General features: G+C 57.1%; 10 protein-coding genes. 6 read left to right on the forward strand and 4 right to left on the reverse strand.

The window, feature by feature from the left end; all coding sequences use genetic code 11:
- Positions 1-87 precede the first annotated feature (87 nt).
- A complete protein-coding gene (locus B347_RS0121255) occupies positions 88-2,316 on the reverse strand; it encodes a polysaccharide biosynthesis tyrosine autokinase (protein ID WP_019411717.1) in 2,229 nt (742 codons plus the stop codon).
- Between the two features lie 38 nt (positions 2,317-2,354).
- Positions 2,355-2,795, reverse strand: coding sequence for a low molecular weight protein-tyrosine-phosphatase (locus B347_RS0121260; RefSeq protein ID WP_026014333.1), 441 nt, complete (start codon positions 2,793-2,795; stop codon positions 2,355-2,357).
- A 967-nt stretch (positions 2,796-3,762) separates the two neighbouring features.
- Here B347_RS0121260 and B347_RS0121265 point away from each other — a divergent pair.
- Positions 3,763-4,191: a LexA family protein gene (locus B347_RS0121265; protein ID WP_019411719.1), complete on the forward strand. Its 429-nt coding sequence runs from the start codon at positions 3,763-3,765 to the stop codon at positions 4,189-4,191.
- Positions 4,181-5,455 carry a translesion error-prone DNA polymerase V subunit UmuC gene (umuC, locus tag B347_RS0121270; RefSeq protein WP_019411720.1) on the forward strand — a complete coding sequence of 425 codons (1,275 nt, stop codon included), beginning with the start codon at positions 4,181-4,183 and terminating at the stop codon, positions 5,453-5,455. The genes B347_RS0121265 and umuC overlap by 11 nt, the downstream gene beginning before the upstream one ends.
- 15 nt (positions 5,456-5,470) lie before the next feature.
- Here the strand turns inward: umuC and B347_RS0121275 are convergent, their stop codons facing one another.
- Positions 5,471-6,193 (reverse strand): pirin family protein, encoded by a 723-nt coding sequence (locus tag B347_RS0121275; protein WP_019411721.1) that lies wholly within the window; start codon positions 6,191-6,193, stop codon positions 5,471-5,473.
- Between the two features lie 258 nt (positions 6,194-6,451).
- Here B347_RS0121275 and B347_RS0121280 point away from each other — a divergent pair, with 258 nt between their 5' ends.
- On the forward strand, positions 6,452-7,915 hold the full coding sequence (locus tag B347_RS0121280; protein ID WP_026014334.1) for a winged helix-turn-helix domain-containing protein: 1,464 nt from the start codon (positions 6,452-6,454) through the stop codon (positions 7,913-7,915).
- Here B347_RS0121280 and B347_RS0121285 read toward each other — a convergent pair.
- Positions 7,868-10,657 carry an ATP-binding protein gene (locus B347_RS0121285; protein ID WP_026014335.1) on the reverse strand — a complete coding sequence of 930 codons (2,790 nt, stop codon included), beginning with the start codon at positions 10,655-10,657 and terminating at the stop codon, positions 7,868-7,870. The two genes, B347_RS0121280 and B347_RS0121285, sit on opposite strands and share 48 nt — an antisense overlap.
- A 150-nt stretch (positions 10,658-10,807) precedes the next feature.
- Between B347_RS0121285 and B347_RS0121290 the strand changes: the two genes are divergently transcribed.
- The 3 genes from B347_RS0121290 (at position 10,808) to ycaC (ending at position 13,957) form a co-directional block, all read left to right on the forward strand.
- On the forward strand, positions 10,808-11,404 hold the full coding sequence (locus tag B347_RS0121290) for an antibiotic biosynthesis monooxygenase (protein WP_019411724.1): 597 nt from the start codon (positions 10,808-10,810) through the stop codon (positions 11,402-11,404).
- 19 nt (positions 11,405-11,423) lie between these two features.
- Positions 11,424-13,262, forward strand: coding sequence for an amidohydrolase (locus B347_RS0121295; RefSeq protein ID WP_019411725.1), 1,839 nt, complete (start codon positions 11,424-11,426; stop codon positions 13,260-13,262).
- 65 nt (positions 13,263-13,327) lie between these two features.
- Positions 13,328-13,957: an isochorismate family cysteine hydrolase YcaC gene (gene ycaC, locus B347_RS0121300; RefSeq protein WP_019411726.1), complete on the forward strand. Its 630-nt coding sequence runs from the start codon at positions 13,328-13,330 to the stop codon at positions 13,955-13,957.
- Positions 13,958-14,152 lie beyond the last annotated feature (195 nt).

The raw sequence follows: 14,152 nt of genomic DNA on the forward strand, positions 1-14,152 counted from the left end.
CCAAATGTTATATTTCGAGCTATCTTTACACTAAGAGAGCGCCCTTGAACTCTCAAGGGCGCTTGTTAATTACTTTGAGCGTGCTGTTTAAACGTTGTCGGACTTATATTCGTAGTTGTAATAACCATAAGCGCCATAACCGTATTTGGCCGAGGCACGCTTTTCAACGCCATTGAAAATAGCGCCTTTCAGGTCAATACCATTTTGTGCAAAGCGGCGCATGGTGAGTTCAACCTCGCGGGCCGGGTTGAGCTCAAAGCGGGTCACAATCAGGTTGGTGCCCGATTGGCGGCCAACAATGGCAGCATCGGTCACTGCCAAGAAGGGCGGGGTGTCCAGAATAACTAAGTCATACAGAGCGCTAACTTTGTCGAGGAACGCCGTGAAGTTCTTGTGCATCAATAGCTCGGACGGGTTCGGCGGAATTTGACCGCGGCCAATGACGTCGAGATTTTCGATTTCGGAGTGTTGTATGGCTGTTTCTAGATCACAGCGTTTGACCAGTAGATCGGACAGGCCGTTTTCGACCGGGATGCCAAACATTTTATGGATATAGCCTTTGCGCATATCCACGTCTACCAGCAACACACGCTGGCCCGATTGTGCAATCACTGCTGCCAAGTTGGAGGACACAAAGGACTTGCCGACCTTGGGGCTTGGACCGGAAATCATCAGACGGTTATTGTCAGCTTCCAGCATGGCAAAGTGCAGGCTGGTCCGCAGGCTGCGTAAGCCTTCAATAGCTAGGTCTGTGGGATGGCTGCTGGCCAATAGCGGAGTAGCGCGGGTGCCACGGCCTTTTGTGCTCTTGTCGTCTTCAACTTTTTGCAGCGAGCTGAAAGGAATCGAGGCATAAACCGGTAAACCGAGTTTCTCGATATCATCCGGGTTCTCGACGCCGCGGTTAAGCGCTTTACGGAACAGTACATAACCAATGGCGATAAACGCACCTAGCAGGGTGGCAATAAGCACGATAAGGGATTTTTTCGGTTTGATCGGATTGCTCAGATCCACATCTGCCGTGTCGATCAGGCGGGCATTACCTACAGTGCCGGCGCGCATCACGTCCAGTTCTTGGGATTTATTGAGTAACTGAGTATAAATTTCGGTGCTTACTTTCACGTCGCGCGTCAGGCTCAGCAGTTCTTGCTGGGTCGTAGGCAGGCCTTCAACTTGTTTGGCCAAACGGTTTTGTTTGCTGGTCAGTTCTGCGAGTTGGGCCATTAACGCGCGATATGCCGGATGTTGCGGTGTAAATTTTCGGTCCATCTCTGCTTGTTGCAGTTTCAACGTTGAGATGCTCGTATCCAGTGCGACGATTTGGTCGAGAATTGCCTTTGCTTCGAGGCTTATATCAATCGACTTGCTGCGAATCTGGAATGCATTCAATGCATTCTCGGCTTTTTCCAGATCTTTACGCACCTGTGGCAATTGATCTTTCAGGAAGCTAAGGCTTTGCGCGGCCTCGGCCGAAGTGCGATCAATGTTTTGCTTCACGTAGAGGTGAGCAATCTCATTCAATATGGTTATTGCTTTGGCGGGTTCTGTGCTGTCGAGTGAAAGCCCGATCATGCCAGATTCTTTGCCTCGCTCCGAAACATCTAAAGCATATTGATAATTCAATATCGTGGTCAAACGCGGGCTGCGAATTACGTTAAAGGTCGTACCGGGGTTCGCTACCAACGATTCGACTTTTAACTTGATGTTGCTATCTGTGCAGACTTGGCCAATTTGGCATTTGACTAACAAGTTGTTGTCTTCATCCCGCAAGGTAAAACTTCCGCCTTTGCCACTGACTAGGGTTAGCTGTTTGCCTAGCAATGCCTGCGGGAGAACTAGCTCGGCTATTTTTAATTTTTCGCCACCCCAGGCGAAGCTTTTCATTCCGAGCCAAGGTGTCGCCAAAGTGCTTTCAGGAGTTGACTTAAAGCGTCGGTAAATAAACTCGCCAACCAGCGGGAAGTAGTTGGGCTGTACCTGAATGTCCAGCTTCAGGTTATCAACAGCTGCCCCAATGTTCTTGCGCGACTTTATCAGCTCAATTTCTGTTGTTGAAGGTGACTCCTTGCCAAGCATGCTACCGATATCCGAAAACCCTAGTGGATCACCTTTCTTCGGCTCCACTTGAATCAGCGCATTCGCCTGATACACCGGCGTCGCCAACAGTGCATACGCAACACCCGCGGCCATGAAGACCCCTGTAACACCTGCGATCAACCATTTGTGATCGATCAGCGTGCCCAACAACCCCATAAGGTCGATTTCGTCGTTATCGTCGTCGTGTTCATGGGACTTTGTCACGGGTGCTTGCTGCATAGTTCGATTCTTTTCTTCACAGGTATTCGAGAAATGACTCAGCGCTTGAGGCGCTGGGCCCATGCATTTACTGCGCCATCAATCAACGCGTACGCGTGTATAAAGGCAGGCATGCCTTGACGGTAGGGGTCGTCGATTTCGTGGTCGCCTTGCCATTTGCCCAGCAGGAACACTTTGCCGCGTGCTTCCGGGGCGATTTGCAGTACGCCGTCAATGTGTTTCTTCTCCATGACAAGGATCAGATCCGAGTCATTTATCAGAGAAGAGTTCAATTGGGTACCGCTGTGGTCGCTCAGGACATGACCTTTGCTCTCAAGGACAGCGCGCGCGTTTTTTTCGATGGGGTGTTTTTCGAGTGCGCCAAGGCCCGCAGAGCTTACGACGATGTCGGAAGGCGCGAGGGCGACCCGCAATAAGTGTTCTGCGGTAGGACTGCGGCAGATGTTGCCGACGCAGACAATCATTATTCGTTTAAACAAGGCAGCTTCCTTTGTGCCAAATATGCTCAGCCGGCGAGAGCATTCAACTAATCGTCACGACCGCCATTCCCTTTTAGGCAATGGCTGTGCCCCGTCTATAAAAGCCTATGTGCATCAATTGCTATGTTGACATGGCCTTCACAAGGCAACAGTTCCTTCGTTCTTATTACAGATAAAGGCCGGTGTGAAGTTGTAGGTGCGAAAATATTAACGGTGAAGCGTCCGTAAGATCAACCTTTATATCTGCATGTAGCGCGCGGGGCTATATATAGCTTTTTTCAATGCTTTTAACCTGACAATAAATAACATTTACATCTTTTTAGCCTGACTAAAAATAACATTAGCCAGGCCTGTAATGTCATGTCTCGGAGGAGTGTGATAGAGATTTTTTTGCCAAGGCCAAGTATTTATGCGGCTCGCAGAGTAGAATCTGCGGGCTCCAGGGCAGGGCGCCTGGGGAGGCTGGCGTTTTGAGCGGACCCGATACTGGCATTTTGGCCACCCTCTGTTCGGCGCACCTTTATAGTGCAGGGTCTGTAGCCGCGATGGCGAGATTTTATGGCGCAGCAGTGGGGCTCTCTCTTAAAAAGCACTCACTTATATCGTGTACACGCGCAGACTTATGTATTTAAAGTTGTATAACTATTTATTTTAACTTAAGGATAGTGGCACTCTGATATTGATGTCTGCATCCAAACATGTATTGATGCGATGAACGGTAGATGTTGATTAATTACCTCGGGTATTGTCGAGTTCGAGCACTCAATACTGCGCGATAAGTACGTTATATGACGGTTATGTAACGCTATACATTAGTGCAATTATTCTAGGCAGTGCTCATTGATGAAGCGGACGCGTGAGTTCAGGCGTTTTGCTCCACCTGTCGAAATGTATGACTGATGAATTGACCAGAAACGTCCTACGCAGTTAACTGTATATTCATACAGCTAACTGAAAGGCGCGTGTCATGGGCTTCACTCTCTTGGGTCCTCTTGCTGAAGGTGGCGTTCGCCTGCCGCGGTGTTCGTTCAAGGTTCCGGCGGGTTTCCCCTCGCCAGCGACGGATCATATGGAGGCGCCCATCTCGTTGGATGAGGTGCTGAGCCTGCGTGCGCCGCATGTGTTTTTGGTGACGATTGATGGCGACAGTATGCAAGGGGTGGGGATTTTTTCTGGGGATCTGGCGGTGGTTGATCGTTCGATTGAGCCGGTTGACGGGCATGTGGTGGTAGCGCTGCTCAATAACGACCCGATGTGCAAACGTCTGTGTATTCGCGGGAAGCGCGTCATTTTACGTTCTGAAAACCCCCAATACCCGGATCGTCATGTGCTGGAGGGCGATGATTTGTCTATTTGGGGAGTGATTACCTATAGCGTGCGCAGCCATGCCCATTAAGCCGGATCCTGTTTTTGCGTTGATTGACTGCAATAGCTTTTATGCCAGTTGCGAGCGGGTGTTTCGTCCCGACCTGGCTAAAGTGCCGATTGTGGTGCTCAGTAATAACGATGGTTGCGTGATTGCGCGCAGTTATGACGCCAAGCCCCACGTGAAGATGGGCGAGCCGTATTTTCAGATCAAGCACCGGCTGGAGGCGTTGGGGATTGTCGCGTTTTCGTCGAACTATGCGCTTTATGGCGATTTGAGCGAACGGGTGATGAGCCTGATTGAGTCGCAGGTGCCGGCGGTCGAGGTGTACAGCATTGATGAGTGTTTTGCGGATTTGACCGGTATTGCGGACCCCGGCGAAATGGGTCGCCGGCTGCGTGCTCAGATTGTGCAATACACGGGTATTCCGGTTGGGGTGGGCATTGCGCATACCAAAACCTTGGCCAAGTTGGCGAATCACACGGCCAAGCGGTTGCAGGCGCAAACCGGCGGGGTGGTTAACTTGTGCGGTGATCATGAGCGGCACTGGGTGCTGCGCAATACGGCGGTGTCTGAGGTATGGGGTGTGGGGCGACGCATGACGTTGCACTTGCAAGGCATGGGCATTTTGAGCGCCATGGACCTCGCTAAGGCCGAACCGTGGATGTTGCGCAAAAAATTCAGTGTGGTGATTGAGAAGACCGCACGGGAGTTGGCCGGGACGTCGTGCCTGGAGTTGGATGAGCCCGATCCGCCCAAGCAGGAGATCTGTTGCAGCCGCATGTTTGGCAAGCGTCTAACGACCATTGCGCCCATTAAAGAAGCCGTTGCTACTTATATGATGCGCGCCTCGGAAAAGCTTCGGGCGCAGAAGTCTTATTGCCAGAAAGTGCGGGTCAGCATTCGCACGGGGATGTTTAACCCCGACGAAGCCAAATACGCGAGAGGGGTGGTGGTGACGCTGCCGTACCCCACTGATGATGTGCGGCTTCTGACCAAGGTGGCGGTTGAGGCGGTGGAGCAGGTGTTTCAGCCGGGCTTTAGGTACAGCAAAGCTGAAGTGATGTTGCTGGATCTGCGTCAACCGGGCGAGTTTACCGATGATTTATTTGCGATCAATCAGCCCGCTGAAGCGTCGCGGGTGATGGCCGTGCTTGATGAGATTAACGGGCGCTGGGGGCGCGGCACGTTGCGTGCGGCCAGTGTGCCGGCGCATCCCGAGTGGGGCATGCGCCGCGAGTTGATGAGTCAGGGCTATACCACCCGCCTGGATCAGTTGTGGCGGGTGGGGTGACATTGCCGGTGTCGATCAAGGCATATACGGCAGTTCATGCGGGCGCAGGTTGAACACCAGCACTTCAGCGTCCACGCCATGGTTGAGGGTCAGCGTGTGTTCGTCGCGCACCCGTACGCCGTCACCTTCCTGCAACGCCAAGCCGTTAAGTTCGACCTGGCCTCGGGCCACGTGGACATAGACGTGACGATTATTGGCGAGGGTCACGCTGGCACTTTCTTGGCCGTCGATCAGGGCGGCATACACCCGCGCATCCTGGCGCACACGCAATGAACCATCGGCCCCGTCCGGCGAGATGATCAGTTGCAGGCGGCCGCGTTTTTTCTCCGGGCCGAAATGCTCTTGTTGGTAGCGCGGTTGGGCGCCTGTGATGTCCGGCACAATCCAGATTTGCAGAAAGTGCACAGGCTGGTCAGCTGAGTGGTTGTACTCGCTGTGGGCGACGCCGCTGCCCGCACTCATCAGTTGTACGTCGCCGGGGCGGATGACCGAACCGGTGCCCAGCGTGTCCTTGTGTTCCAGTGCGCCTTCAAGCACATAAGAGAAAATTTCCATGTCGCGGTGCGGATGCTGGCCAAAGCCTTTACCGGCGGCCACTCGGTCATCGTTGATCACCAGCAGGTCAGAGAAACCCTGCTCCTGCGGGTTGCGGTAACTGGCAAACGAGAAGGTATGAAACGACTTGAGCCAACCATGATTGGCCAGGCCGCGATCAGTTGCTTTACGTAGAGTCAGCATGGGGAAATCTCCTGGCATGGGACGTGGGTTCGTCCGAGTGAGGAGAAGGTTAATGGTTACTGATAAGCGCAATAAGTAGATGAAAACTGAATGACTGTCGCGTGTGAGTTGACAGTGTAGGCGTGTACAGAAATGAGTTCAGTCCGCTGGTCAAACGCAATGCAAGCTTTGAATCTGGTTTGTGATGTACAAAGTGACACGCCATAAGGGCCGGAACCTGTAACTTAACGCGTACTGAAAACGTTTTATCGAACCCAGATGTTGAACGCAGGGGCTGTTATGAATGACCTCCAAGTGGCGTTTGGACCTTTTATCTTGCTGGGGCGCCAGCGCTTGCTGTGCCACAACGATCGGCCGTTGCGGCTGGGCGGGCGAGCGCTGGATATTTTGCAGGTCTTGATCGAGCACGCCGGTGCGGTGGTCAGCCCGCAGGTATTGATGATCCGGGTGTGGCCGTCTTCAGTGGTCGAGGCCAGTACCTTGCGGGTGCATATCGCGGCACTTCGCCGCGTATTGGGGCATGGGCAGGACGGACAGCGCTATATCGTTCATGTGCCAGGCCAGGGTTATCGTTTTGTAGCAACGCTGCGCCCTGTGCCGCTGGCACCGCGCTTGCACAATTTGCCGGGGCGATTGACGCCCGTGATCGGCCGCGAAGCGTTGATCGCGAGTGTGGTGGCGCACTTATCAGGCCAGCGCTGCGTCACCTTGGTCGGGCCTGCCGGGATCGGCAAAACCACGCTGGCCTTGGGCGCCGCTCAATCACTGCTCGGGCATTATGCCAACGGCGTTTGGCTGGTCGACGTGGCAACGCTTAGCGATCCATCACACTTGCCCGTGCTTGTGGCCAACACCTTGGGTCTTGAAGCGGGGCTGGATGAGTTGTCAGGCTGGCAGGCGTTGTTGGTGTTTGACAGCGGTGAGCCGGTGCTTGATGGCTGCCGCAGGCTGGTTGACAGGTTGCTGGCGGCAGCGCCGCAGTTGACGATTCTGGTCACGTCTCGCGAGCCGTTGGGCGCACGCGAAGAGACGCTGCTACCGGTGCCGGGCCTCTCAGTGCCTGCGCTGTGGGACATGCACAGCGTGGATCAGGTGCTGGGCTGCTCGGCTGTGCAGATGCTGGTGCGCTGTGCTCGCGCCCGGCAACAGGGGTTTAACGTGCGTGAGCAGGACGTGCAAACCGTGCACGATATTTGTCGACGCCTGGACGGCATCCCGCTGGCGATCGAACTGGCTGCGGCGCACATTGACAGCCTGGGACTGGTGGGGTTGCAGGCACAACTGGGGCGCGGTTTTTTGCGTCTGGCGCAGGGCCGGCGTACGGCGGTGGCCCGTCATCAAAGTCTGTATGCCGCGCTGGACTGGAGTTATGGGCGCCTGAGCAAGGTTGAGCAGGCGGTGTTGCAACGTCTGGCGGTGTTTAAAAAGAGTTTTAGTTTGGATGCGGCCCTGTTGGTGATCAGTGACGAGGGGTTGCCCGAGCAGCTCACTCTTGGGGCTATCTCGCGCTTGTTGGCCACTTCGCTGCTGACGTTGGAGGTGAGCGGCGAGGTGACGCGCTATCGCTTGCTGCACACCACCCGCGCCTATGCGCTGCATAAGCTGGAGTGCAGCGGTGAGTTGTGGACGCTTGAGCAGCGGTACCGGCGTCATATGGGCCGTGTGCGCGGGCTGTCAGTTGTCGCACTGGAGCCGGTCGAGCAGATGCCGGACGTCGGTTAGCGCCGGGGTCTCCAAACCCTCGGTGTAACGGTGGTAAATCGGCGCCAGCAACGCGTGGGCTTGTTGCACCTGGCCTTGTTGTTGCCACAACTTGGCCAGGCTGGTGGCGCTGCGTAATTGCCAGGCCAGTGCGCCCTGGCGGCTGGCCAGCGCCAGTGCCTCAAGCAACAGCGCCTGTGCGGTGTCCGGATCGTCGGTGGCGTGCAGATCAATGGCTCGCAAGCGCAGGATTTCCGCACCGCACCATCCCGCAGCCCCGGTACGGGCACGTTGCAGTAAGGTGTCGTCGATAGCGCCGCCGTTGAGTGTCAGCACCATGTGTTTGATCAGCCCATCGTCGGGGTGCAAGGGTGCGGGTGCGCTGTCTGGTGCGATGACCTGCGCATAATGCCGCCCCCACGTGTAGAACAAATGCACAGCGTGTAATTGGGATTGCTCCAGCAACAGATGCAACAGTTCTTGGGCGGTTGGGTGATCGCCGTTGTAATGGGCAATCGGGCACCCAGCCAGCGTTAGGGTGTAGCAAATAGACGTGCTGTGGTTGATTTGCAGCGCAATGTCCAAGGCCTGACGCGCGGTGCGCCAAGCGCTCTCGGGCTGGCCCTGCAACCATAAAATGCGTGCGAGTAGGGTGAGCGCGGCAACGCTTTGGTCGTACTGCACGCCAAAACCAGAGGTGAAACGATTGCGGTGTCCGTTGTGAGCCATGCGTTGCAGCACCTGCTCGGCATTGCTGCGGGCCAGCACTTGCTCGCCCGCAAAGTGCAGCGCCAGACCGCGCAGCCGGTCAGTACTGAGGCTCAAGTCCGGCGCGCTGTGCAGGCCCAACTGATCGCATTGGCGGCTTTGTTCCAGCGCCTCTTGGTAGTTGCCGCAGAGCAGGTTGGCCGCCATGTGGCCAGACACCGCCCGTAGCTCTGCGACCCTGTCGTTGCAGGTCTGCGCGAGGGTTCTGGCGCTGGCGAAGGCGTCATGTGTGGCCGGGATGCCGCCTCGGGCGTGGTAACTGGCGTTGCCGAGGGCTAGTTTTAGGGCCATTGCCAGCAGTGGGCTGGGCTGCTTTGTCGCTTCCAGCAAGCGCAGCGCCTTACGCACGTAAGCGCCGTGCTCTCTGGGCAGCGACAGCTCCTGCCATAGCGGGGTCGATACGGCGGTCAGGGTAATCGCTAGCATGTGTGGGCCCTGGGCGCTGAAACCCCAGTCCAGCGTGGCCCGCACGTCTTCCAGGCAATGCGCGTAACGTTCGATCCATAGCCCGGTGGGGGTTTGCTCCCAGGTGTGTTGAGCCTGCTGCATCAATTTGAGGCAGCACTCGGCCAAGCGCTGGCGGGTGGCGTGGTGCTCTGCGGGCTGGTCGAGTTTCTCCTGGGCATAGCTGCGGGTGGTTTCAAGCAGTCGATACAGTACCTCGTTATCACCGACCTGCACCGTCAGCAGCGACTTGGCCACTAATTGGCTGATGGCGTTGCACACCGCGCCGGGCTCCAGTGTGTTATCGCCGGTCACGGCTGTGGCGCAGTGCAGGGTGAACGCGCCACGAAACAGGCTCAGTCGGCGTAAACAAACCTGCTCATGGGGGCTGAGCAAGGCATGGCTCCAGTCCAGCGTTGCTCGCAGCGTCTGGTGTCTGGCCAACGGTGCCTGAGCGCCATCGGTGAGCAGGTCGAGATTGCTTTGTAACTGCAAGAGCACGCCCTCAAGGCCCAGCGGGCCTATGTGCGCTGCCGCCAATTCGATGGCCAGCGGGATACCGTCCAGGCGTCGGCAAATATCGATCAGCAACGGCAGTTGCTCGGTGTGCAGCTCGAAATGCTCATGGTTGCCCGTCGCCCGTTCGATGAACAGTTGCAAGGCCGCAAAGCTCAACGCATGGCTGCGCTCCAGTCGCGGCAGCGCAGGCGGGTAGTCGAGGCCGTCGAGACGTTGCAGGTATTCACCTTCGGCCCGCAATGCCTCACGGCTGGTGGCCAGAATATGCACCCGCGGGGCGCCACGCAGCACGCTTTCACACAGTTCAGCCACGGCGTGGATCAAGTGTTCGCAGTTGTCTATAACCAACAGCAGGTGCCGGTCATGCAGCAGGGAGGTCAGTTGCGTCGTGCAGCGGCTGTCGTGCAATGGCAGACCAAGCAGCGTGGCCAGTAGCGGGGTGATCAGAGCAGGATCGCTGATGGGGGCCAGATCGAGTAGGTGAATGCCATGCGGGTAGTGACCGATCAACTGTTCGGCGGCTTGCAGGGCCACTGTGGTTTTGCCGATGCCGCCGGGCCCGGTCAGGGTAATGAAGCGCTGGCGTGCCAGATGCTGCAATAGGTTGCCGAGCACGGCCTGACGCCCGATCACGCGCGTGCGTCGCAAGGGCAGGTTATGCCGCGGGGTGTTGGCAGGCGGGTTGGGGATCAATGGCGCGTGGCCGTCTTTGGTCAACTCGCCGACAAAACTGTAACCGCGCTGGGCCACAGTGACGATAAAACGCTGGCCATTTTGCCCGTCGCCTAAGGCTTTACGCAGCGCTGCCATGTGCACACGTAGATTGATCTCCTCAACTACGCTGTTAGGCCAGAGCCGTGCAATCAGTTGCTGCTTGCTGACCACCGAGCCTGGGTGTTCAAGCAGCAGCAACAGAATATCCATCGCCCGCCGACCCAGGCGCAAAGGCTGTTCAGCGTCCACGATCAGGCGTTGCCTGGGGTAGACCCGGTAAGGACCAAAATGCACGACCTGCTCAGGGCAAAGCATCAAGGGGCAGCTCCATTGGCGTAGGTGTGCGGGAAGTGACGACTGAAAATTAACAACGATTAACTCGTCGCGCACCTGCTCAAGCGCTAAAACTTAGTTCTTTGCATTAAACAGCACTGTTTGGTGCCTGCGCAGACCAAGGAGCGTTAAGTGATGGCTGATTCCAATCCGGTTGAAGTGCTTGCCGAGCGGCCGGGGTTTGATGAAGTGGTGACGCTCGTGATCAAACACCGGGTCCGGGCGGGCTTCGAGGAACCCTACGCGGCGTGGCTACGTAACATTGTTAGCGTAGCGGGGCAGCGCACCGGGCATTTGGGGGTGGACGTGATTCGTGGCAAACAGGCGGGGCTCGACAGCTACACCTGCGTGCTGCGGTTTTGCTCCACCGAGGCCATGCAGCACTGGCTCGACTCCCCAGAACGGCTGGCGCTGGTCGATCAAGCGACGCCGATGCTGGCCGATGGCGATCAAACCGAGGTTAACCCGGTCAACGAATTCTGGTTTTCGCCGCAGAGCACTTCGCCCCCGCCACGCTGGAAACAGGCGCTGCTAACGCTGTTGGTGATTTTCCCGCACACCTTGCTGGTGCCCCTGGTTTGGCGCCCGCTGTTGCAACTCCATCCTGTTTTGTCGAATTACCTGGTGGCGACGTTTTTGATCACCCTGACCATTGTGCTGTCGGTGGTGTACGTGTTTATGCCCGCCGCGACGCGGTTGTTCGCCCCTTGGTTGCAAGGCAAGCCCTCATGACGTTGTCGAAGGAGATGCAATGAACGCCGACTTGATTCTGTTCAACGGCCGGTTCACTACCGTTGACCGAGAAAACCCTCACGCCAGCGCCGTGGCTATCAGTGACGGCCGGTTTGTCGCGGTGGGTAACGATGCGCAGGCGATGGCCTTACGCGGGGCGAACACCCACGTGATCGACCTCAAGGGTCGCTGCGTGATCCCGGGCCTCAATGACTCGCACTTGCACCTGATCCGGGGCGGCTTGAACTACAACCTCGAGCTGCGCTGGGAGGGCGTGCCCTCGCTGGCGGATGCCTTGCGCATGCTCAAGGCGCAGGCCGAGCGCACCCCGACGCCGCAATGGGTGCGGGTGGTGGGCGGCTGGAATGAGTTCCAGTTTGCCGAAAAGCGCATGCCGACCTTGGACGAGTTGAATCAGGCGGCGCCAGACACCCCGGTGTTTGTACTGCATCTCTATGACCGTGCCTTGCTCAACCGAGCCGCCTTACGTGTGGCCGGTTACACCCGCGACACACCCAACCCGCCGGGCGGCGAGATTGTGCGCGACCGCAACGGCGAACCCACCGGCATGTTGGTGGCGCGCCCGAATGCAATGATTCTGTACGCGACCCTGGCCAAAGGCCCGACGTTGCCGCTGGAGTACCAAGTCAACTCGACCCGCCAGTTTATGCGCGAACTCAATCGGCTGGGCCTGACCAGCGCCATTGATGCGGGCGGCGGCTTTCAGAACTACCCGGACGACTATGCGGTGATCGAGCAGTTGGCCAAAGACCAGCAACTGACCGTGCGTATCGCTTACAACCTGTTTACCCAAAAGCCTAAACAGGAATTGACCGACTTCAAAAACTGGACCAGCAGCGTAACCCTGCATCAGGGCGATGATTACCTGCGGCACAACGGCGCCGGAGAAATGTTGGTGTTCTCGGCGGCTGACTTCGAAGACTTTCTGGAGCCGCGCCCGGATCTGGCGCAAAGCATGGAGGCGGAGTTGGAGCCGGTGGTGCGCCATTTAGTGGAGCAACGTTGGCCGTTCCGTTTGCATGCGACGTACGACGAATCGATTTCGCGCATGCTGGATGTGTTTGAACGCGTCAACCGAGACATCCCCTTCAATGGTTTACCGTGGTTTTTTGATCATGCTGAAACCATCACCCCCAAGAACATCGAGCGGGTACGGGCGCTGGGCGGGGGCATTGCAATTCAGGACCGCATGGCGTTTCAGGGCGAGTATTTTGTGGAGCGATATGGCGCCAAGGCAGCCGAAGCCACGCCGCCGATCAAGCGCATGTTGGCCGAAGGCATTGCGGTAGGGGCGGGCACCGACGCCACCCGCGTCTCAAGTTACAACCCGTGGACGTCGCTGTACTGGATGGTCAGCGGGCGCACCGTTGGCGGCCTTTCTTTGCATGAAGAGGGCCTGCCGCGCTTGACTGCCCTGGAGCTGTTCACCCATGGCAGCGCCTGGTTTTCGTCCGAGCAAGGCAAGAAGGGCCAGATCAAGGTCGGGCAACTGGCGGATGTGGCGGCCTTGAGTGCCGATTTTTTCAGCGTTGACGAAGAAGCCATCAAGTGGATCGAGTCAGTGCTAACAGTGGTTGGCGGCAAGGTGGTGTATGCCGCCGGTGATTTTTCGAGCCTAGGCCCGGCCAGTGTGCCGGTGCTGCCGGACTGGTCGCCAGTGACCAACGTGCCGGGGCACTGGCGCCCGAGTGCGCCCTTACAGGCTCAGGCGCATCAATGCAGCGGGCCTTGTGCCGTGCATTCCCACAGCCATGAACGCGCGCGTTTATCCAAAGTCCCGGTCAGTGATTTCCAAGGTTTTTGGGGCGCGTTTGGCTGTTCGTGTTTCGCTTTTTAAATGTCCCTTCGCGTCGGCCTTGCGTGCTGGCGCATTACACAACGTTTGATCCTAAGGAGTTACACATGAGCAACGGTCCCGCTTACAAGCGCTTAAACAAAGATGATGCGGTGGTGCTGCTGGTCGACCACCAGACGGGCCTGATTTCGCTGGTACAGGACTTCTCGCCCAATGAGTTCAAGAACAACGTGCTGGCGCTGGCGGATATCGCCACGTTTTTCAAGCTGCCGACCATTCTGACCACCAGCTTTGAAAGTGGACCGAACGGGCCAATCGTTCCCGAGCTTAAGGCGCAGTTCCCGGATGCGCCGTACATTGCGCGCCCGGGCCAGATCAATGCGTGGGACAACGAAGACTTCGTCAAGGCGATTAAGGCCACCGGGCGTAAACAACTGATCATTGCCGGTGTGGTGACAGATGTTTGCGTGACGTTCCCGACCTTGTCGGCACTGGCCGAAGGTTTTGACGTGTTTGTGGTTACGGACGCCTCGGGCACCTTCAACGAAACGGTGCAGCAGGCGGCCTGGGCACGGATGACTGCCGCCGGTGCGCAACTGCTCAACTGGTTTTCGGTGGCGTGTGAGCTGCAAGGTGACTGGCGCAACGACATGGAAGGCCTGGCTAACCTGTTGTCGCAACGCATTCCTAACTACCGCAACCTGATCAACAGCTACACGGCGCAAACCGCACGTTAACCCAACCACCTGCAGGAGGGGCTGGTCGACGCTCTATTGCTCGCGATCTTTTAAAAGATCGCGAGCAAGCTCGCTCCTACGGGGGGTTGTGTCGGTTTGCGCTGCGTGATTTAAGCTCAAACGCCAAGCGCGTCAGCATGCTCGACGCTGTGCTGTCGCGCAGCAAACAGGCTACCGATAATCGACAGCATCCCC

Source organism: Pseudomonas psychrophila HA-4, assembly GCF_000282975.1.
GTDB lineage: Bacteria > Pseudomonadota > Gammaproteobacteria > Pseudomonadales > Pseudomonadaceae > Aquipseudomonas > Aquipseudomonas psychrophila_A.

What these genes read in the sequence shown, in the direction of transcription:
- B347_RS0121255 (WP_019411717.1), bottom strand. Translation starts at nt 2,316, where the DNA reads ATGCAGCAAGCACCCGTGACAAAGTCCCATGAACACGACGACGATAAC.
- B347_RS0121265 (WP_019411719.1), top strand. Translation starts at nt 3,763, where the DNA reads ATGGGCTTCACTCTCTTGGGTCCTCTTGCTGAAGGTGGCGTTCGCCTG.
- umuC (WP_019411720.1), top strand. Translation starts at nt 4,181, where the DNA reads ATGCCCATTAAGCCGGATCCTGTTTTTGCGTTGATTGACTGCAATAGC.
- B347_RS0121275 (WP_019411721.1), bottom strand. Translation starts at nt 6,193, where the DNA reads ATGCTGACTCTACGTAAAGCAACTGATCGCGGCCTGGCCAATCATGGT.
- B347_RS0121280 (WP_026014334.1), top strand. Translation starts at nt 6,452, where the DNA reads ATGTTGAACGCAGGGGCTGTTATGAATGACCTCCAAGTGGCGTTTGGA.
- B347_RS0121290 (WP_019411724.1), top strand. Translation starts at nt 10,808, where the DNA reads ATGGCTGATTCCAATCCGGTTGAAGTGCTTGCCGAGCGGCCGGGGTTT.
- B347_RS0121295 (WP_019411725.1), top strand. Translation starts at nt 11,424, where the DNA reads ATGAACGCCGACTTGATTCTGTTCAACGGCCGGTTCACTACCGTTGAC.
- ycaC (WP_019411726.1), top strand. Translation starts at nt 13,328, where the DNA reads ATGAGCAACGGTCCCGCTTACAAGCGCTTAAACAAAGATGATGCGGTG.